This is a genomic window from Stutzerimonas stutzeri (assembly GCF_000219605.1).
Lineage (GTDB): Bacteria > Pseudomonadota > Gammaproteobacteria > Pseudomonadales > Pseudomonadaceae > Stutzerimonas > Stutzerimonas stutzeri.
Genome location: NC_015740.1, coordinates 2,840,283 through 2,860,323 on the forward strand (window position 1 = coordinate 2,840,283; position 20,041 = coordinate 2,860,323).

Sequence of the window (20,041 nt, forward strand, 5' to 3'; positions counted from 1 at the left end):
ACCCCGGCCCTCTCCCAAAAGGAGAGGGCGCAAGAGCGGAGCCGTGCCAGACGAAGATGCCGGGGAGCCACATGATCACTCCCCTCTCCCTCCGGGAGAGGGGCCGGGGGCTAGGGACGGGGCCGAGAGCCTCGCTGAGGGCTGGTTTTCCAGCCGTGCCTGGCGACCCTTCCCGTTCCAGCAGGAGGTCTGGCAAGCGATAGGCGATGGCGAATCGGGCCTGCTGCATGCCACCACCGGCTCCGGCAAGACCTACGCCGTCTGGCTCGGAGCCCTGAATCGCTTTGCGACCAAGGCACCCTCTCCCACCGCGACGGACAAGCCGGCGTTGACGGTGCTCTGGATCACCCCGATGCGCGCCCTGGCCGCCGACACCGCCCGCGCCTTGCAGGCGCCGCTGGACGACCTCGGCATCGGCTGGAGCATCGGCCTGCGCACCGGCGATACCAGCGGTGCCGAGCGTGCGCGGCAGGGACGGCGTCTGCCCAGCGCGCTGGTCACCACGCCGGAAAGCCTGACCCTGCTGCTGACCCGCGCCGATGCACGCCAGGCCTTCGCCGGTTTGCGCATGCTGGTGGTGGACGAATGGCACGAGCTCTTGGGCAACAAGCGCGGCGTGCAACTGCAACTGGCGCTGGCGCGCCTGCGCCAGTGGATGCCGGAGCTGATCGTCTGGGGCCTTTCCGCCACCCTCGGCAACCAGCCCCACGCGCTGGACGTGCTGCTGCACCCCGGCAGCGGCAGGCTGGTGCAGGGCAAGGTGGACAAGGACCTGCGCGTCGACACCCTGCTGCCGCCGAGCATCGAGCGCTTCCCCTGGGCCGGTCATCTCGGCCTGCGCATGCTGCCGCAGGTGGTCGAAGAGATCGACTCCGCCGCGACCACCCTGGTGTTCACCAATACCCGTTCGCAGTCGGAAATCTGGTATCAGGCGCTGCTGGATGCGCGGCCGGACTGGGCCGGGTTGATCGCCCTGCACCACGGCTCGCTCGCACGCGAGGTGCGCGACTGGGTCGAGCTGGGCCTCAAGCAGGGCGCGCTGAAAGCGGTGGTCTGCACCTCCAGCCTGGATCTTGGCGTGGATTTCCTGCCGGTCGAGCGGGTGTTGCAGATCGGCTCGCCCAAGGGCGTGGCGCGGCTGATGCAGCGCGCCGGCCGCTCCGGACACGCGCCGGGGCGAACCTCGCGGGTCACCCTGGTGCCCACCCACAGCGTAGAGGTAGTGGAAGCCGCCGCCGCCCAGGTGGCCATCGCCGAGCGCCGCATCGAGGCCCGCAGCGCACCGCATCGCCCGCTCGACGTGCTGGTGCAGCACCTGGTGAGCATGGCCCTGGGCGGCGGCTTCCGCCCGGATGAGCTGTTCGCCGAGGTGCGCCAGGCCTGGTCCTACCGGGAGCTGACCGACGAGCACTGGCAATGGGCGCTGGCCTTCGTCCGCCATGGCGGGCATTCGCTGACCGCCTACCCCGACTATCAACGGGTCGAGCCGGATGAAACCGGCCTCTGGAAAGTGCCCAGTCGCCGCGTGGCGCTGCGCCATCGCATGAGCATCGGCACCATCGTCAGCGACGCCAGCCTGACGGTGAAGTTCTGGGCAAAGGGCGGCAGCGGGCGTTCGCTGGGCAGCATCGAGGAAGGTTTCATCGCGCGCCTGCGCCCCGGCGACAACTTCCTCTTCGGCGGCCGCCTGCTGGAGCTGGTGCGGGTCGAGAACATGACCGCCTACGTCAGCCGCGCGACGGGCAAGAAGGCTGCCGTGCCGCGCTGGAACGGCGGGCGCATGCCGCTATCCAGCGAGCTGGCCGATGCCGTGGTCGAGCAGCTCGGTGCTGCCTCGCGCGAGCAGTTCACCACCCCCGAAATGCGCCTGGTCGAACCGCTGCTTCGCGTCCAGATGGACTGGTCGGCGCTGCCCACCAAGACCACCTTGCTGGCCGAGGTGATGAAGTCCCGCGAAGGCTGGCACCTGTTCCTCTACCCCTTCGCCGGGCGCCATGTGCACCTGGGCCTGGCCAGCCTGCTGGCCTGGCGCATGGGCCAACGGCAGCCGCTGACCTTTTCCATCGCGGTCAACGACTATGGCTTCGAACTGCTTTCGGCCACCGAGGTGGACTGGCTGCACTGGCTGACGCCGGAGCTTTTCAGCGAAAACGACCTGCTGCACGACGTGCTCGCCAGCCTCAATGCCAGTGAGCTGGCGCGCCGTCGTTTTCGCGAGATCGCGCGCATCGCCGGGCTGGTATTTTCCGGCTACCCGGGTGCGCAGAAGAGCGCGCGTCAGCTGCAGGCTTCCAGTGGCCTGTTCTTCGATGTGTTCCGCCAGTACGATCCGGGCAATCTGCTGCTGACCCAGGCCGAGGAAGAGGTGCTGCGCCAGGAGCTGGAAGTCGAGCGCTTGCAGCAGACGTTGCAACGCCTGCAACAGCGCCGTCTGGACGTCCATCAGGTGCGACGCGCGACCCCGCTGGCCTTTCCGCTGATGGTCGAGCGCTTTCGCGAAAGCATGACTTCGGAGAAGCTCGCCGACCGCATCCGCCGCATGGTGGCGGAGCTGGACAAGGCTGCTGGTCCCGGCGGCTACCAGCCCGAGCCACAATCGACGCTCACCATCGAGCGCGACGCCCCGCGACCACGCAAGCCGCGCGCACGCAAGGACGGCACGCCGCGCACGAGGAAGGCCAAACCCGCCTGATGAACCGAACCACAGGACGAACCGACGGATCATGAACGCCTACCAGCCCATCGAACTGGCCGGCGCCACACTCTGGCTGCTGGCGGAAAAGGCGATCTACTGGCCCGCACAGCAGGCTCTGTTGGTGGCCGACATCCATTTTGGCAAGGCCGCAGCCTATCGTCGCCTCGGCCAGCCTGTGCCCCATGGCACCACCGATGCCAACCTGCGCCAGCTGGACGGCCTGCTGGCCCGATACTGCTGCCGCCAGCTGATCTTTCTCGGCGACTTCCTGCACGCACCCGAATCCCATGCGCCGGCCACACTTGCGCGCCTGGCCGAATGGCGCTCGCGCCATCCCCAGCTGGCCATCACACTGGTGCGCGGCAACCACGACCGCCGTGCAGGAGACCCGCCGGCCCAGCTCGGCATCGACGTAGTGAACGAGCCACTGCTGCTCGGCCCGTACGCGCTGCAGCACGAACCGCAGCCGCACCCCAGCCACCACGTGCTGGCGGGCCACGTTCACCCTGCCTTCCCGCTACAGGGTCGCGGGCGCCAGCGCCTGCGCCTGCCCTGCTTCTGCATCGGCGAACGACTCAGCCTGCTGCCAGCCTTCGGCAGCTTCACCGGCACGATGACGGTGGCAACCGAAGACAGCTGGCGAATCTATGTGGTGGGGGATGGAGACGTGTGGCCGGTGGCGCACTCGGCGCCGGTCAGGCCTGGGATATACCGGTGATGGTGATGCCGTAGCGTTCGGCAAGGCGTGTGGCGGGAGTGTCCTCGAGATCGGGATCGTGCTCGTGCTCGCTTTCCTGATCCGGATAGAGCTCTTCCGCCTTGCGCGTCACCAGTTCGACCGCATCGTCGATGTCCGGCTGGTGTTCGGAGTCGATCTTCAGCATCGAAGTGTTGCCGTCTTTGTTGTACGCAATGATCCAGGTCGTCATGGAATGCCCCTCGCCTTAAAGAAACCCGTGTGAACGTAATAACGCCCATTTTGGTTTTTGTAAGTTTTTAGACCCATCCGGCGTCGGCAGTTCGGTCCCTCACCTCAAAGTTAGCAGCTTTAATTGCAGGACGAGGAACAACACTCCGGATGGCCAGTCATCCGTGGTGTCCTTGTTCGACGAGAAGAATGAGTCCGACCCCATGAGCGCCTCCCGTGCACATTCATCCGAGCCATCCGAGGATCAGCTGGTCGCCCTGCTGCGCCAGCATGCCGAGCCCCTGCCCGCCCTGGACGAGCCGCGCTTCGCCGACGCCTTCGAGCGCTACGCCGACGCGCGGGTCGTGCTGATCGGTGAGGCCAGCCATGGCAGTTCCGAGTTCTATCGGGCCCGCGCCGCGATCACCCGGCGGCTGATCGAACAGCACGGGTTCTCCATCGTCGCGGTCGAGGCGGACTGGCCCGATGCCGCGCGCATCGACTGCCATTGTCGGCAGCGCGAGCCCGTCGCCTGGGCCGAAAATGCCTTCAAGCGCTTCCCGAGCTGGATGTGGCGCAATCGCGAGGTCGACGGCTTCGTGCGCTGGCTGCGTGAGCACAATGCCGCGCTGACCGCCGAACAACGCGTCGAGTTTCGCGGCCTGGACGTCTACAGCCTCGGCAGCTCGATGCGCGAAGTGCTGGATTATCTGGATCGCACCGATCCGGCGGCCGCCGCCGCTGCCCGGCGGCGCTATGGTTGCCTGAGCCCTTGGCAGGAAGACCCGGCCGACTACGGCCGCAACGTCATGCTCGGCCAGCCTTCCTGCGAAAACGCCGTCATTGAACAACTGCAGGCTCTGCTCACCCAGCGCCTGGCGTACATCGACCAGGACGGCGAGCGCTTCTTCAATGCCGAACGCAACGCGCGGGTGGTGCTTGCCGCGGAGCACTACTATCGGGCGATGTACCGCGGCTCGACGGAGTCCTGGAATCTGCGCGACCGGCACATGTTCGATACGCTGCGTGCCCTGCTCGATCATCGCGGCGCGGATGCCAAGGCAGTGGTCTGGGCGCACAACTCGCACATCGGCAATGCCGCGGCGACCTCGATGGGCTGGGGTGGCGAGTTCAATATCGGCGAACTCTGCCGCACGGCCTTCGGCCGCGACGCGGTGCTGATCGGCATGGCGACCGACCGCGGCGAGGTCGCCGCGGCGGACAACTGGGACGAGCCGATGCGGCGCAAGCAGGTCATCCCGTCGCGGCCCGACAGTTGGGAGCAGCTGTTTCTGCGGGCCGGCGTGCCGGCATCACTGACCGATTGGCGGGATGATCAGGGCAAGCTGCGCGAGGCACTCAGCCATCCACGACTGGAGCGTGCGATCGGCGTCATCTACCGTCCTCTGACGGAGCGGCAGAGTCATTACTTTCGCGCCATCCTGGCCGAGCAGTTCGACGCGCTGATCTGGCTGGAGCAGACGCAGGCGGTGACGCCCATCGGCCCGCAGGACATCGACGCGAGCGTCGTGCCGGATACCTACCCGTTCGGGGAGTAAGCCTGCGTCGCGGCACCGGAGCGCTGCGACGCAGTCATGCATGAAGAGACTAACAGCCGGCTTATGCCACCGGCGCGGGTGGTGGTTGATCCGGCACGGTGGGCTCACCAGGCTCAGATGGCTGGGTCGGCACTCCCGGCTCCTCCGGATCGCCCGGCACGCCGGCGGCGCGCCAGTACTGGCTGTCAGCATTGGGGGTATAACGAAGCGATTGAGCGGGCATGATGTCCTCCACTGCATGCACCCGCGGCAGCGGGCAGGTCTGTAGTAGAGGGCCGGGCGAGGCGTTTCTATCCCACCTTCCGTCGGAGGCCACGCCCACCCGCGGCGCTTACCACATCAGGTCGTCCGGAACCTGATAGGCGGCGTATGGATCGTCGGCATCCGGTTCTTCGGTGCGGATGTTGAGCTGCACCACGCGCTGCGGGTCACGCTCCTGGATCTTCAGCGCCGCTTCGCGCGGAATGACCTCGTAGCCGCCGCCGTGCCGCACGATCGCCAGCGAGCCACTGGCCAGCTTTTCACGCATCAGCTTGTTGACCGAAAGGCGCTTGACCTTCTTGTCGTCGACGAAATTGTAGTAGTCCTCAGTGGTCAGCTTCGGCAGGCGGCTGGTCTCGATCAGCTGTTTGATCTGCGCGGCGCGGGCCCTCTGCTCCGCCCTCTCCTGCTGCTGACGGTTGAGCTCCTGGTCGCGGGCGAGCTTCTCGGCCTGGGCCTGCAACGCGGCCTGGCGCTGGGAGTCGTCCTTCTCGACCTGCCCCTTTTTCTCCAGGCGCTGCTGCTTCTGCTTCTGCTTGACGGCCTGCTTGGCCTGCTTTTCGTTGACCAGCCCGGCTTTGAGCAGCTGGTCACGGAGGGAAAGACTCATGTTTCGGCTCGTCTTTTGGGTGAATTCAAATGGGCGCGGTGGCTGCGAATCCTCGCGGCGCCGAGCGGCATTGTGGTGGATGCGCAAGACGACATCCACCTCTGCGCGCCGTCTTCAGCCGCAGGACGGCGACCGCTCGGCCTTCTTGGCTTCGCCCCAGAGGGCGTCCAGCTCTTCGAGGTCGCAATTCTCGATGGGTCGTCCCGCGTCCCGCAAGGCCTGTTCGATGAAGCGGAAGCGCCGCTCGAACTTGCCGTTGGCCGCACGCAGGGCGTTTTCCGGATCGACCTTGAGATGGCGCGCCAGGTTGACCACCACGAACAGCAGGTCGCCCAGCTCTTCGGCGATGGCCTGCGGATCGTTTTCGCTCATCGCCTCCAGCACTTCGTCCAGTTCTTCGCGCACCTTGTCCACCACCGGCAGCGCCTCGGGCCAGTCGAAGCCCACCTGGGCGGCGCGCTTCTGCAGCTTCGCCGCGCGACTGAGCGCCGGCAATGCGCTGGGAACGTCATCGAGAAGAGACAGCTGCTCGGGCGCGGCGGCTTTCTCGGCGCGCTCCTCGGCCTTGATCTCCTCCCAGCGCCGCTTGATCGCCGCCTCATCGAGCCGCGGAAGTTCCGGCGAGCCGTACAGGTCACCATCCGGAAAGACATGCGGGTGTCGGCGCACCAGCTTGCGGGTAATGGCATCGACCACCGTGGCGAAGTCGAAGCGCCCCTCCTCCCGGGCCAATTGGCTGTAGTAGACGACCTGGAACAGCAGATCGCCCAGCTCGCCGGGGAGATGCTCGAAGTCGCCACTTTCGATGGCATCGGCCACTTCGTAGGCCTCCTCCAGCGTGTGTGGGACGATACTCGCGTAGTCCTGTTGCAGGTCCCAGGGGCACCCGTGCTGCGGATCGCGCAGCCGGGCCATCAGGTGCAGCAGGTCGGGGAGTTGATACATGGGATTCCTCAAGGAGACTTGGCTGTCGACGGTCGCTCAGCACCGGGCGCCCCGAGCGAAGAGCCGGCCCGGCGAACGCCTACCGAAAAAGCGGAGTTGGCTGGTGCCAATGCGCATTTTTCGGTAGGCCTTCAACTACGCCGGATCGAGCGCAGCCGTTCGGAATGATCAGGAAGCGCGCTGACGCTTGGCCTCGATGATATTCGGCAGCTGCGAAATACGGCTGAGCAGGCGCCCCAAGGCATTCAACCCCGGGATCTCGATGGTCAGCGTCATCTGTGCGGTGCTGTCTTCCTTGTTCGAACGGGTGTTCATCGACAGCACGTTGATGCGTTCATTGAGCAGCATCTGCGAGATATCACGCAGCAGACCGGCACGATCGTACGCGCGGATCATGATCTCGACCGGATAGGTCTTCTCCGGCACCGGGCCCCAGCTGACCTGGATGATCCGCTCCGGCTCGCGACCGGCCAGCTGCAGCACCGACGGGCAGTCCTGGCGGTGGATGCTGACACCGCGGCCCTGAGTGATGTAGCCGACGATCGGGTCGCCCGGCAGCGGCTGGCAGCAGCCAGCCATCTGCGTCAGCAGGTTGCCGACGCCCTGGATCTGCACATCGCCACGCTTGCCGGGCTTGTGTGGCGCGGAACGCCGCGGGATCAGCTCCAGCTGATCGTAACCGCGCTACGGCTCGACCAGCTGCTGGGCCATGTTGACCAGATGCGCCAGGCGCAGGTCGCCGGCACCAAGGGCGGCGAACATGTCCTCGGCGTTCTTCAGGTTGGCCTTCTCGGCCAGCTTGTCGAAATCCACCGGCGGCAGGTCCAGGCGGCTCAGCTCGCGTTCCAGCAGCGCCTTGCCGGCAGCGACGTTCTGGTCGCGCGCCTGCAGCTTGAACCAGTGAACGATCTTTGCCCGCGACCGTGACGTGGTGATGTAACCCAGGTTGGGGTTCAGCCAGTCGCGGCTCGGCGAGCCGTGCTTGCTGGTGATGATCTCCACCTGCTCACCGGTCTGCAGGCTGTAGTTGAGCGGGACGATGCGGCCGTTGACCTTCGCCCCGCGGCAGTTGTGGCCAATCTCGGTGTGCACCCGGTAGGCGAAATCCAGCGGTGTCGCGCCCTTGGGCAGATCGATGGCATGGCCATCCGGAGTGAACACATAGACGCGATCAGGCTCGATGTCGACGCGCAACTGGTCGGCCAGGCCGCCGATGTCGCCCAGCTCTTCGTGCCATTCGAGCACCTGACGCAGCCAGGCGATCTTTTCCTCGTAGTGGTCCGAACCGGAATTGACGTCGGTACCCTTGTAGCGCCAGTGCGCGCAGACCCCCAGTTCGGCCTCCTCGTGCATGGCGTGGGTGCGGATCTGCACCTCCAGCACCTTGCCCTCGGGGCCGATCACCGCGGTATGCAGCGAGCGATAGCCATTCTCCTTGGGGTTGGCGATGTAATCGTCGAATTCCTTGGGAATGTGCCGCCACAGGGTGTGCACGATACCCAGCGCGGTGTAGCAGTCACGCACTTCCGGAACCAGCACGCGAACGGCGCGAACGTCGTAGATCTGGCTGAACTGCAGGCCCTTCTTCTGCATTTTTCGCCAGATGGAATAGATGTGCTTGGCGCGTCCGTCGATTTCCGGCTGGATGCCGGCCGCGGTCAGTTCGTCCTTGAGCTGCTGGACGACATTGGTGATGTACTGCTCGCGATCGAGGCGACGCTCGTGCAGCAGCTGGGCGATCTGCTTGTACTGCTCGGGCTCGAGGTAGCGGAAGGACAGATCCTCCAGCTCCCACTTGATGTGGCCGATGCCGAGGCGGTGGGCCAGCGGTGCGTAGATGTCGAAGACCTCGCGGGCGACACGCTGGCGCTTCTCGTCGTCGGCCAGCTTCACCGCGCGGATGGCGCAGGTGCGCTCGGCCAACTTGATCAGCGCGACGCGGACGTCGTCGACCATGGCCACCAGCATCTTGCGCAGGTTTTCCACCTGCGCCTGGGACCCGAGCACCAGCGATTCGCGCGGGTTGAGGCTGGCGCTGATCGCCGCCATGCGCAGCACACCTTCGATGAGCTTGGCCACCACCGGCCCGAAGCGCTGGTGCACATCGGCCAGCTGAATCTTGCCCTCACGCACGCCGCGGTAGATGACCGCAGCGACCAGGCTGTCCTGATCCAGTTTGAGGTCAGCGAGGATCTCGGCGATCTCCAGGCCGATCTGATAGCTGGAGGTGCCTTCGCTCCAGAGGTTCTGCGCGGCATTGGCCTGCTGTTCCGCTTCGCGGGCGAACTCGCAGGCCTCCTTCAGCGCCGCACGGTCGAGTGCCGGGTCCATCCCCAACACATGATCGAGCCAGCCATCCAGGTTGATGCTGCCGTCCGTATTGATCGGCTGAACCGCTCTGACCTGTACCATCTACCTTCCCTTCTGCGCAGCATCTGCGCCATGAACGCCGGCATTCTGCGTGCCGGTCGGTTGAACCACAGGCCAGTCGCCTGTCAAAAAATACTGCGCCGAGCGTCAATCCCGCTCGAACAACGCCATGGCCTCGGCGTGGGCCGTCTGCGGGAACATGTCCAGCAGCCCGGCACGCTTGAGGCGGAAGCCCTGGCTGGCCAACTCGCGCGCATCGCGCGCCAGGGTGGCCGGATTGCATGAAACATAGACCACGCGGCGCGCCTGGAGCTGCGTCATCTGCCGGACGATTTCCAGCGCACCGTCACGGGGCGGATCAAGTAGCACGGCATCGAACCCGCTGCGCGCCCAGGGTGCGTCGGCAAGCGGCTTCGACAAGTCCGCCCGATAAAAGTGCACCTGTTCGAGGCCGTTGCGCTGCGCGTTGTCCTGCGCCCGCGCCACCATCGCCTCGACACCTTCCACCCCCAGCACCTGCGCGCCCTGACGCGCCAGCGGCAGGCTGAAATTGCCCAGCCCGCAGAACAGGTCCAGCACCCGCTCCCCCGCGCTGGCGCCCAACCAGCTCAGTGCCTGGGCTACCATCGCCTCATTCACCGGCGCATTGACCTGAACGAAATCTCCCGGCCGCCAGGCCAACTCCAGGTCCCAGGCCTCAAGGCGGTAGCCCAGCGCCTGCCCGGGCACATCGGCTTGCGGCTCGCCCTCGCCCTGCAACCAGAGCTGTGCCTGATGGGCGCGGGCAAAGGCCCGCAGGCGCACCAGGTCGATCTCCGGCAGCGGCGCGGTATGGCGGATCAACACGGCCTCGGCGGTGCCACTGAACAGCTCCACATGGCCGATGGCCTGCTGCTTTGTCAGCCCGTGCAAGGCCTCGAGCAACCCCGGCAGCAGCGTCTGCAAGGGCTGTACCAGAACCGGGCACTGGTCGATGGCGACGATGTCCTGGCTGGCCGTGGCACGAAAGCCCACCTCCAGGCGCTTGTCCCTGGTGTGCCAGCGCACCGCCAGCCGGGCTCGACGTCGATAGCCGAAAGCCGGACCGGTCAACGGCTCGGCCCAGCGTTCCGGCTCGAGCTCGGCCAGGCGAGCGAGCTGCTCGCCCAGGGTGCGTTGCTTGAGTGCCAGCTGATCGTCGATGGCGGCATGCTGCAGGGTGCAGCCGCCACAACGGCGAGCGAAGGGGCATGGCTCGTGCTGGCGCACCGCACTGGGTTCGAACACCCGTTCACAGCGGGCATCGACGATCTGGCTACGCGCGTTCAACACGCGCGCTTCGACGGTTTCACCAGGCAATGCGCCTTCGACGAACCAGGTGCGCCCCTCGACGAAGGCGATGCCACGGCCGTCATGGGCGAGCCGCTCGATGCTCAGCCGTTGCTTCTTGCCAACCGGCACCTGGGGCTTGCGCTCGCCGCCGCTGGGTTGAAAGCGCAGAGCGCCGCTACGTTTGGCCATCAGCGGCCCCCTGGGTTATGGGAATGCCGGCCAGCAAGCCGTTCAATTGGGAGCGTCATAAACGCCGGTCGACAGATAGCGGTCACCGCGATCGCAGATGATCGCCACGATCACCGCATTCTCCACTTCCTGCGACAGACGCAGAGCCGCGGCCACCGCGCCGCCGGAGGACACACCGCAGAAGATGCCCTCCTCGCGCGCCAAGCGGCGCATGGTCTGCTCAGCCTCGTCCTGGGACATGTCGACGACGCGATCGACCCGCTCGGCCTGAAAGATCTTCGGCAGGTATTCCTGGGGCCAACGGCGGATGCCGGGGATCGCCGCGCCTTCCATCGGCTGCAAGCCCACGATCTGCACCGCCGGATTCTGCTCCTTGAGGTAGCGGGACACGCCCATGATGGTGCCGGTGGTGCCCATCGAGCTGACGAAATGGGTGATGCTGCCAGCGGTCTGCTGCCAGATCTCCGGGCCGGTGCTGCTGTAGTGGGCTTCCGGGTTGTCGCCGTTGGCGAACTGATCGAGCACCTTGCCGCGTCCCTCGGCCTGCATCTGCAGCGCCAGGTCGCGGGCGCCTTCCATGCCCTGCTCCTTTGTCACCAGGATCAGCTCGGCGCCATAGGCGGTCATCGCCGCCTTGCGCTCGGCGCTGGAGTTGTCCGGCATGATCAGGATCATCCGATAGCCCTTGATCGCGGCCGCCATGGCCAGGGCGATACCGGTGTTGCCGGAGGTCGCCTCGATCAGCGTATCGCCCGGCTGGATATCACCGCGCAGCTCCGCCCGGTTGATCATCGACAGTGCCGGGCGGTCCTTGACCGAGCCGGCCGGGTTGTTGCCCTCGAGCTTGACCAGGATGGTGTTGCTGGTCTTACCCGGCATCCGCTGCAGGCGAACCAGCGGGGTGTTGCCGATGCAGTCGGCAATGGTCGGATAGTGTGTAGTCATGGCGTCGCACGGCATCTGAGAAGGTCGACATGATACCGGCAACACTCGACGACGGGCAGACGTATCGGCCACGCGGCGTCGCGCCCGCAACAGACGAACCCGCTCAGGGTCGCGCCAGGATCTTCGGCGCCGCCTCGATGATCTGCCGCGACAGATGTTCCATTCGCGGCGATTGCACCTTCCAGGTATGCCAGTAGAGCGCGATCTCCAGCGGTTCGTCGGCGGCCAGATCGACCACCTCGCCAGCGCGTAGCGCCTCATGCAGCAACAGTTCGGGAACCATGCCGTAGCCCAGGCCGTAGCGGATCGCGCTGAAGTGGGGCTCGGCACCCGGTACGTAATGACAGGGATAGGCACCTTCGGGCAGGCCGAAGCGACGCAGCAGGAACGACGACTGCAGGGTGTCCTTGCGCGTGTAGGCCACCACCGGCGCCTTGCGCGCGGCGTTGCGGGTCAGCCCGTTGGCGAAGTGCTTCTGGCGAAACTCGCTGGAGGCCACCAGGCGGTAGCGCATGCTGCCCAGCGGGCTGGCGCTGCAGCCGCGCATCGGTTTGGGCTCGGTGCTGATGCAGCCGATCGCCAGGCCGGTCTCCAGCAGGCTGTATGTGTGATCCTGGTCCTCCACCGTCAGGTCCAGCAGCACCCGCTCGCGGATCAGCACCTCGGCGAGGGCCGGGAAGAACCAGGTACCCAGGCTGTCGGCATTGAGCGCCGCGACCACCACCAGCGGGGCATCGCTGCGTTCGGCCAGATCGGCCAGCAGGTCGGCTTCCAGCAACGAGGCACGTTTGAGGTACTGCAGCAGACGCTGCCCAGTTTCGGTGGGCCGACATGGCCGGCTGCGCACGACCAGCGCGCTGCCGAGCGCGCTCTCCAGCGCGCGAACCCGCTGCGAGATGGCCGGCGGGGTCAGGTGCAGGCGCTGCGCTGCCTGCTCGAAGCTGCCGGTACGGATAACGCTGCGAAACGCCTCGGTCTGCTTTGGGTCGAGATTCATGCCGTCCGCCAGATAAGAAAATGTTTGTATGGCCTAAAAATACTTAGCTACGACAAATAATGCCATGCTTGCCCCATAATCGCGCGCATCGAGCTGCCCCGCCCCAACCGCGGGCAGCGTAGCCTCGGAGAGTCGTCGTGGAACTGCTGCACACCATCTACCTGATCGCCATCACGGCTGAAGCCATGTCCGGAGCCATCATGGGCATGCGCCGCGGCATGGACCTGTTCGGCATCTGCCTGCTCGGCACGGTGACGGCACTGGGTGGCGGGACGGCCCGCGACGTACTGCTCGGCCACTACCCGGTCGGCTGGATCGCCCACCCGGAGTACCTCACCTTCACCATCGGCGCGGCGATCGTCACCGGCTTCATCGCGCGCCACCTGCATCACCTGCGCATGGTCTTCCTGCTGGTGGACGGTCTGGGCCTGGTGGCATTCACCGTGATCGGCTGCGATGTCGCCATGGGCATGGGCGCGCATCCGTCCATCGTGGTACTGGCCGGCGTGATCACCGGCATCTTCGGCGGCCTGATGCGCGACGTGCTCTGCAACCAGGTGCCGATGGTGCTGCAACGCGAGCTGTATGCCACCGTGGCGCTGTTCACCGGAGTGTTCTATGTCGGCATGCTCTGGCTGGAAATCAACACCACCCTGGCCACCCTCGCCGCGCTGGGCAGTGGCTTCCTGTTCCGCGTGCTGGCGATGACGTTCAGCTGGAAGCTGCCGGACTTCAACGGCAAGGACATCCGCGGCCTTGAATGATCGAAGGTGCGGCGACCGGGCTTGATCGCACCAGCAGATTCGCCACGTCCGAGCCGCTACACTAGCGCGCTCGCAATCCCGGATCGGTGAATGGATGTGCTGAAAGACCTAGGAATTCGTGGCCGCGTGCTGATGCTCACGCTGCTGCCCAGCACCCTGCTGGCAGTGGTACTCGGCGCCTACTTCACCTGGATGCAATTGTCGGAAATGCGCCACCAGCTCGACGAGCGTGGCCAACTGATTGCCGAGCAGCTCGCGCCGCTGGCCGCCCCGGCGATGAACCTGGGCTACGACAAACGCCTGCAGCGCATCCTGACCCAGGTGCTGGACCAGGCCGACGTTCGCGCAGTGACCATCCTCGACCCCGAGCGCGTGCAGCGGGTGCATGCCGGGCCGCGCATGCTGACCCCGCCACCACCGGGCGATCCGGAAGGGCTGACCCGCGTCAGCAGCATGGACCATACGCGCATCCTGATGCCGGTGCTCAGCCGTCACCTCAACCTCGCCGACGAAGCCCGCGGGCCGGAAGAAAAGCTCATCGGCTGGCTGGAGCTGGAACTGTCACACCACAACACCCTGCTGCGCGGCTATCGCAGCCTGCTGACCAGCCTGTTCCTGGTCGGCGCGGGGCTGATCATCACCGCGCTGCTCGCGCTGCGCATGAGCCGCGCCATCAGCCTGCCGCTGCAGCGCGTCAAGGCCGCGGTCGCCCAGCTCAAGGACGGCCATCTGGAAACCCGCCTGCCGCCGTTGGGCAGCCATGAAATGGATGAGCTGGCGTCCGGCATCAACCGCATGGCCGAGGCGCTGCTCAGCGCCCGCGAAGAACTGCAGCAGAGCATCGACCAGGCCACCGAGGACGTGCAGCAGAATCTCGAAACCATCGAGATCCAGAACATCGAGCTGGACCTGGCACGCAAGGAGGCGCTGGAGGCCAGCCGTATCAAGTCCGAGTTCCTGGCCAACATGAGCCACGAGATTCGCACCCCTCTCAATGGCATCCTCGGCTTCACCCAGCTGCTGCAGAAGAGCGACCTGACGCCGCGCCAGCAGGATTACCTGGGCACCATCGAGAAATCCGCCGACAGCCTGCTCGGGATCATCAACGAGATTCTCGACTTCTCCAAGATCGAGGCCGGCAAGCTGGTGCTGGATACCATTCCGTTCAACCTGCGCGACCTGATCGAGGACACCCTGACCATCCTCGCACCGGCGGCACATACCAAGCAGCTGGAGCTGGTCAGCCTGGTCTATCGCGACACGCCGCTGTCGCTGGTCGGCGACCCGCTGCGCCTCAAGCAGGTGCTGACCAACCTGATCAGCAACGCCATCAAGTTCACCAACGAAGGCACCATCGCCGTGCGCGCCATGGTCGAGGACGACAATGGCGAGCGCGCCCAGCTGCGCATCAGCGTGCAGGACACCGGCATCGGCCTGACCGATCAGGACCTGCGCGCGCTGTTCCAGGCCTTCAGCCAGGCGGACAACTCCATGTCGCGCCAGCCCGGCGGCACCGGCCTCGGCCTGGTCATCTCCAAGCGGCTGATCGAGCAGATGGGTGGCGAGATCGGTGTCGACAGCATCCCGGACGAGGGCTCCGAGTTCTGGATCAGCCTCAGCCTGCCCAAGGCCCGCGATGATGCCGAAGACCTGCCCCACCCCGCCCTCCAGGGACGCCGCATCGCCCTGCTGGAGCAGCACCCGCTGGCTCGTCAGGCCCTGCAGCACCAGCTGCACAGCCTAGGCCTCGAGGTGCAGACCTTCGACACGCTCGACCAGATGCAGAGCACCATCAGCGCACGCCGCCAGAGCAGTGAACTGATCGATCTGGCCGTGCTCGGTGTTACCAACCGCGAGATCGAGCCACAGGCGCTCAGCCGCCGACTGGCGGAGATCGAGGCGCTCGGCTGCAAATGCGTGGTGCTCTGCCCGACTACCGAACAGGCCAGCTATCACGATGCGCTGCCCGAAGCGCACAGCTACACCCAGCTGCAGGGCAAGCCTGCACACGCAAGCTGCAGCGCGTGCTGGTGGAGCTGGTGCGGCCCAACCAGGCCTACGCCGAGCCCGCCGCTGCCGCGCCCAGCCGCGCCGCCCGGGTGCTCTGCGTCGACGACAATCCGGCCAACCTCCTGCTGGTCAAGACCCTGCTCGGCGACATGGGTGCCGACGTGGTGGCGGTGGACAACGGCCCTGCCGCGCTGGAGGCGGTCAAGCAACACAGCTTCGATCTGGTATTGATGGACGTGCAGATGCCGGGCATGGACGGTCGCCAGACCACCGAAGCCATTCGCCAATGGGAGCAGGCCAGCAGCAGCACGCCGCTGCCGATCGTCGCGTTGACCGCCCATGCCCTGGCCAACGAGAAGCGCTCGCTGCTGCAGAGCGGCCTCGACGACTACCTGACCAAGCCCATCAGCGATCGCCAGCTGGCGCAGGTCGTGCTCAAGTGGACCGGCTTGGCCCTGCGCAGTCAGCCGCAGCGCATCGCCGAGGCATCGCCAACAGCGGAGCAGAGCCTCAAGGTGCTCGATCAGGAGGAAGGCCTGCGCCTGGCCGCGGGCAAGGCAGACCTCGCAGACGACATGCTCGGCATGCTGCTGCAGTCGCTGGAAGGCGATCGCCGCACGATCCGCGAGGCGCGACTGGCCGGTGACCGCCAGGCTCTGATCGAGCGCGTGCACCGCCTGCATGGCGCGACGCGCTATTGCGGGGTCCCGCAGCTGCGCAACGCCTGTCAGCAGAGCGAAACGTTGCTCAAGCAGAACCATCCGGACAGCGAGGCGGCGCTGGATGAACTCGACGCTGCCATCGGCCGGCTGGAGCAGGAAATCCACGCCAACGGCTGACCGACCGGGCCGGGCATTGCCCGGCCCTCCTCCTTTCGCGCCGCCCCTGACCGATCAGGAACCATGATGAACGATCACCCCGCCCAAGACGCCTTCCAGCACGCCGAGCTCGACTGGGACGAGAACGGCCTGCCGCAGTCCCGCCACTATGGCGATGTGTATTTCTCCCGCGCCAGCGGGCTGGCCGAGACCGAGCACGTATTCCTGGCGCAGAACGATCTGCCCCGCCGCTTCGCCGCCATGCAGCCCGACGAGTGTCTGGTCATCGGTGAAACCGGCTTCGGCACAGGGCTGAATTTCCTCTGCGCCTGGCAACTGTTCGAACGCAGCGCCAGTGCCCGGGCGCGGCTGCATTTCGTAAGCGTCGAAAAGCACCCGCTAACCTTCGCCGACATGCAGCGCGCGCTGGCCCTGTGGCCGGAGCTGCAGGCCCAGGCCGAGCAACTGCTCGAACAATACGTCGCGCTCAATCCGGGCTATCAGCGCCTGGTCTTCGCTGGCGGGCGAGTGGTGCTGACCCTGCTAATCGGCGACGTGCTGGAATGTCTGCCCAGCCTGGACGCACGCATCGATGCATGGTTTCTCGACGGCTTCGCGCCGGCGAAGAATCCGCAGATGTGGCAACCGGCACTGTTCAGTGAAATGGCCCGGCTATCCGCACCGGGCGCCACTCTGGGCACCTTTACCAGCGCCGGTTTCGTGCGTCGCGGTCTGAGCGAGGCTGGCTTCGACATGCAGCGTGTGCCGGGATACGGCCACAAGCGCGAGATCCTGCGCGGTCGCCTGCAATCGAGCACTGCGCAGGTGGCAGACAAGCCCTGGTTCGCCCGGCCAGGCCGTACCGTCCGCGACCGCCGTGCCGTGGTGATCGGCGCCGGCCTGGCCGGTTGCGCCACGGCTGCCGCGCTGGCCGCCCGTGGCTGGCGGGTCAGCGTTCTGGAGCGCCATGCCGACGCCGCGCAGGAGGGCTCCGGCAATCCGCAGGGGGTGCTCTACCTCAAGCTGTCGGCTCACGGCACCGCGCTGTCGAAGCTGGTGGTCGGTGGCTTCAGCTATACCCGCCGACTGCTCGGCCACCTGCAGCAGGGCCAGGACTGGCAAGCCTGTGGTGTGCTGCAGCTGATCTACGACGACAAGGAACGCCAACGCCAGGCTGAGCTGGCGGAGGCTTTTCCGCCCTCACTGGTTCATCCGCTCGAACGCGACGCCGCCGAAGCACTGGCCGGCGTGGCCCTGACCGAAGGTGGCTTGTTCTATCCCGATGCCGGCTGGGCCCATCCACCCGCGCTGTGCCGCTGGCTGCTGCAGCGACCGGGTATCGAGCTGCTGCGGCATCGGGAGGCCCTCGATCTGCGCCGCCACGGTGAGGCCTGGCAGGTGCTCGGCGGTGAGGGCGTGCTGGCCGAGGCACCGGTCGTGGTGCTCGCTGGCGCAGCCGATGCGGCGCGCTTCGAGCAGAGCGCCTGGCTACCGCTTAAACGCATCCGCGGGCAGATTTCTGCCCTCCCCGCCACGAGCCGCAGCAGCCAGTTGCGCACCGTGCTGTGCGCCAAGGGCTACGTTGCACCGCCACGAGACGGCACCCATACCCTGGGCGCGAGCTTCAATTTCCAGCAGAGCGGCGACGCCCCCAGTGTCGCCGAGCACCAGGCGAACCTGGAGATGCTCGAGCAGATCTCGACTGACCTCTACCAACGCCTGCAGGCCGATCCGCAGCGCACCGAAGCCCTGCAGGGCCGCGTCGCGTTCCGGTGCACCAGCCCGGACTACCTGCCGCTGATCGGGCCGCTGGCCGACCCGCAGCGCTTCGCCGAAACCTACGCGGCGCTGGCCAGGAACGCCCGGCAGTCCGTGCAGGCCGTCTGCCCCTGGCTGGACGGCCTCTATGTGAACACCGCCCACGGCTCGCGCGGCATGATCAGCGCGCCGCTCTCCGGCGAGCTGCTTGCGGCCTGGCTGGATGACGAGCCGCTACCATTGCCACGGGAAGTGGCAGAAGCCTGCCATCCCAACCGCTTCCTGCTACGCAAGCTGATTCGCGGCACCTGAACGAGCAGACAGCGCAAGCCGTCACCCTGCCGGTGACGGCTTGCATCGAGGCGCGCGCCGAAAGATACTCCCCCCACTATACAAAGCAACCGGCGTAGGTCCCATGAAAACCCTGTCTCTGCTCGCTCTCGGCTTGTTTTCCCTCGGCACCCAAGCGGCCCCTGCGGCCGATCCGGAGCAACTGCGCGTCGAGGCCGTCGGCCTGATCGCCCCGTTCCAGCAACAGCTGCTCGGCACCGTCAAACAGGCGATGGCCGATGGCGGCCCGGCGCAGGCGGTCGAAGCCTGTCAGTCCCTGGCGCCGAGCATTGCCGCCCAGCACAGCCAGGCGCCCTGGACCGTCGGCCGCACCGCCCTCAAACTGCGCAATCCGGACAACGCACCGGATGCCTGGGAGCGTCGTGTGCTGGAGCAGTTCGCCCAGCGCGCCGCTGCCGGTGAGCCTGTTCAACAGCTCAGCCATGGCGAAGTGGTTGCCGGCGAATATCGCTACATGCAGGCAATCGGCACCGCCGAGGCCTGCCTGGGTTGCCATGGCGAGAACATCAAACCGGAACTGTTGCAGCTGCTCGACAAGCACTACCCGCAGGACCAGGCGCGCGGCTTCCGCGAAGGCGATCTGCGTGGCGCATTCACCCTGAGCCGTGCCCTGGCGCCCTGATAGGCTTTACACTCCGCGGGCGGTCGCGCACCGCCACGGCCCGGCATCCTCGTGGGGAACGCTCATCAAAGCGGACGTACCAACGATGGAGACGAGCGCTCACGATGGAGTATTCATGCAGCCAGATACCACCCTCCGCATTGCTTCCCTTTCGGCCGCTTGCGCCTGATGGATGTACTGCTGCTCGAAGCGCTGGGCATTGGCCTGATCCTCGGGCTGCTGCTCGGCCTGACCGGTGCCGGCGGCTCTCTGGTGGCGCTGCCGCTGCTGCTAAGCCTGCACCTGCCGCTGCGCGATGCCATCGGCGTCAGCCTCGGCGCAGTGGCGATGTCTGCGCTCATCGGCGCCATTCCGCGGGCGCGGCTGGGCCAGGTGGCCTGGCGCCCGGTGGTGTTGCTGGCGCTCTGCGGCCTGCCCGGCAATGCCGCCGGCCAATGGCTGGGCCAGTTCATTCCCGAGCGCGCACTGATCATCGGCTTTTGCCTCTTGGTGCTCTGGTCGGCCTGGCGGATGTGGCGCGGTGCCAGCCTGCCGGCCAAGGAAAACGCCGAGGACCGCTACCCGGCACTGCTCGGCATAGGCCTGGGTGTCGGTCTGTTGTCGGGCCTGATGGGTGTCGGGGGCGGCTTCCTCATCGTCCCGGCACTGCTCTGGTTCACCTCGTTGTCACTGCTCAGCGCGATGGCGACATCCATGGCCGTGATCGCTGTCGTCAGCGGCGGCGGCTTTCTGCTCTACCTGACCGATGCCGAGCCGCCGCTGGCATTGCTGGGAGGGCTGGCCCTGGGTGGCGCGTTCGGCGTGCTGTCCGGCAATCGCCTCGCGCAGTACCTCAACAGCAGCCTCCTTCAGCGGCTGTTCGCACTGATGTTGGTGCTCGTCAGTCTGTCGTTGGGGATACAGAAGCTGCTGCTGGGCCATTGAGTTCG

General features: G+C 66.4%; 14 protein-coding genes and 2 pseudogenes. 8 read left to right on the plus strand and 8 right to left on the minus strand.

Going from position 1 to position 20,041, the window contains the following annotated elements:
* The first annotated feature begins 43 nt into the window (after positions 1-43).
* Together PSTAB_RS13135 and pdeM are read left to right on the plus strand one after the other, a co-directional pair.
* On the plus strand, positions 44-2,692 hold the full coding sequence (locus tag PSTAB_RS13135) for a ligase-associated DNA damage response DEXH box helicase (protein WP_080564991.1): 2,649 nt from the start codon (positions 44-46) through the stop codon (positions 2,690-2,692).
* A gap of 31 nt (positions 2,693-2,723) precedes the next feature.
* Positions 2,724-3,413 (plus strand): ligase-associated DNA damage response endonuclease PdeM, encoded by a 690-nt coding sequence (pdeM, locus tag PSTAB_RS13140; RefSeq protein WP_013983281.1) that lies wholly within the window; start codon positions 2,724-2,726, stop codon positions 3,411-3,413.
* Here pdeM and PSTAB_RS13145 read toward each other — a convergent pair.
* Positions 3,391-3,624 carry a hypothetical protein gene (locus tag PSTAB_RS13145; RefSeq protein WP_011913772.1) on the minus strand — a complete coding sequence of 78 codons (234 nt, stop codon included), beginning with the start codon at positions 3,622-3,624 and terminating at the stop codon, positions 3,391-3,393. The genes pdeM and PSTAB_RS13145 overlap by 23 nt on opposite strands.
* 202 nt (positions 3,625-3,826) lie before the next feature.
* Here PSTAB_RS13145 and PSTAB_RS13150 point away from each other — a divergent pair, with 202 nt between their 5' ends.
* Positions 3,827-5,161: an erythromycin esterase family protein gene (locus tag PSTAB_RS13150; RefSeq protein ID WP_013983282.1), complete on the plus strand. Its 1,335-nt coding sequence runs from the start codon at positions 3,827-3,829 to the stop codon at positions 5,159-5,161.
* Positions 5,162-5,222: 61 nt separating this feature from the next.
* Here the strand turns inward: PSTAB_RS13150 and PSTAB_RS21745 are convergent, their stop codons facing one another.
* The 7 genes and pseudogenes from PSTAB_RS21745 to PSTAB_RS13180 form a co-directional block, all read right to left on the minus strand.
* Positions 5,223-5,384: a hypothetical protein gene (locus tag PSTAB_RS21745; protein ID WP_162470521.1), complete on the minus strand. Its 162-nt coding sequence runs from the start codon at positions 5,382-5,384 to the stop codon at positions 5,223-5,225.
* A 108-nt stretch (positions 5,385-5,492) separates the two neighbouring features.
* Entirely contained in the window at positions 5,493-6,032 is a 540-nt protein-coding gene (locus tag PSTAB_RS13155; protein WP_013983284.1) for a DUF2058 domain-containing protein, read from the minus strand.
* Positions 6,033-6,146: 114 nt separating this feature from the next.
* On the minus strand, positions 6,147-6,977 hold the full coding sequence (gene mazG, locus PSTAB_RS13160) for a nucleoside triphosphate pyrophosphohydrolase (RefSeq protein WP_013983285.1): 831 nt from the start codon (positions 6,975-6,977) through the stop codon (positions 6,147-6,149).
* A 168-nt stretch (positions 6,978-7,145) separates the two neighbouring features.
* Positions 7,146-9,389 (minus strand): annotated as a pseudogene (relA, locus tag PSTAB_RS13165) (GTP diphosphokinase).
* Positions 9,390-9,494: 105 nt separating this feature from the next.
* On the minus strand, positions 9,495-10,847 hold the full coding sequence (gene rlmD, locus PSTAB_RS13170; protein WP_013983287.1) for a 23S rRNA (uracil(1939)-C(5))-methyltransferase RlmD: 1,353 nt from the start codon (positions 10,845-10,847) through the stop codon (positions 9,495-9,497).
* Between the two features lie 42 nt (positions 10,848-10,889).
* Positions 10,890-11,792, minus strand: coding sequence for a cysteine synthase CysM (cysM, locus tag PSTAB_RS13175; RefSeq protein ID WP_013983288.1), 903 nt, complete (start codon positions 11,790-11,792; stop codon positions 10,890-10,892).
* A gap of 103 nt (positions 11,793-11,895) precedes the next feature.
* Entirely contained in the window at positions 11,896-12,789 is an 894-nt protein-coding gene (locus tag PSTAB_RS13180) for an HTH-type transcriptional regulator ArgP (RefSeq protein ID WP_011913779.1), read from the minus strand.
* A gap of 137 nt (positions 12,790-12,926) precedes the next feature.
* Here PSTAB_RS13180 and PSTAB_RS13185 point away from each other — a divergent pair, with 137 nt between their 5' ends.
* The 5 genes and pseudogenes from PSTAB_RS13185 to PSTAB_RS13205 all read left to right on the plus strand — a co-directional run bounded on the left by PSTAB_RS13185 (position 12,927) and on the right by PSTAB_RS13205 (position 20,036).
* Positions 12,927-13,553 carry a trimeric intracellular cation channel family protein gene (locus tag PSTAB_RS13185; protein WP_013983289.1) on the plus strand — a complete coding sequence of 209 codons (627 nt, stop codon included), beginning with the start codon at positions 12,927-12,929 and terminating at the stop codon, positions 13,551-13,553.
* A gap of 96 nt (positions 13,554-13,649) precedes the next feature.
* Positions 13,650-16,402, plus strand: a pseudogene (locus tag PSTAB_RS13190) (response regulator).
* Between the two features lie 66 nt (positions 16,403-16,468).
* Positions 16,469-18,451, plus strand: coding sequence for a bifunctional tRNA (5-methylaminomethyl-2-thiouridine)(34)-methyltransferase MnmC2/FAD-dependent 5-carboxymethylaminomethyl-2-thiouridine(34) oxidoreductase MnmC1 (gene mnmC / locus PSTAB_RS13195; protein ID WP_013983290.1), 1,983 nt, complete (start codon positions 16,469-16,471; stop codon positions 18,449-18,451).
* Between the two features lie 103 nt (positions 18,452-18,554).
* Positions 18,555-19,112 carry a Tll0287-like domain-containing protein gene (locus PSTAB_RS13200; protein ID WP_013983291.1) on the plus strand — a complete coding sequence of 186 codons (558 nt, stop codon included), beginning with the start codon at positions 18,555-18,557 and terminating at the stop codon, positions 19,110-19,112.
* Between the two features lie 168 nt (positions 19,113-19,280).
* Positions 19,281-20,036: a sulfite exporter TauE/SafE family protein gene (locus PSTAB_RS13205; protein WP_013983292.1), complete on the plus strand. Its 756-nt coding sequence runs from the start codon at positions 19,281-19,283 to the stop codon at positions 20,034-20,036.
* Positions 20,037-20,041 lie beyond the last annotated feature (5 nt).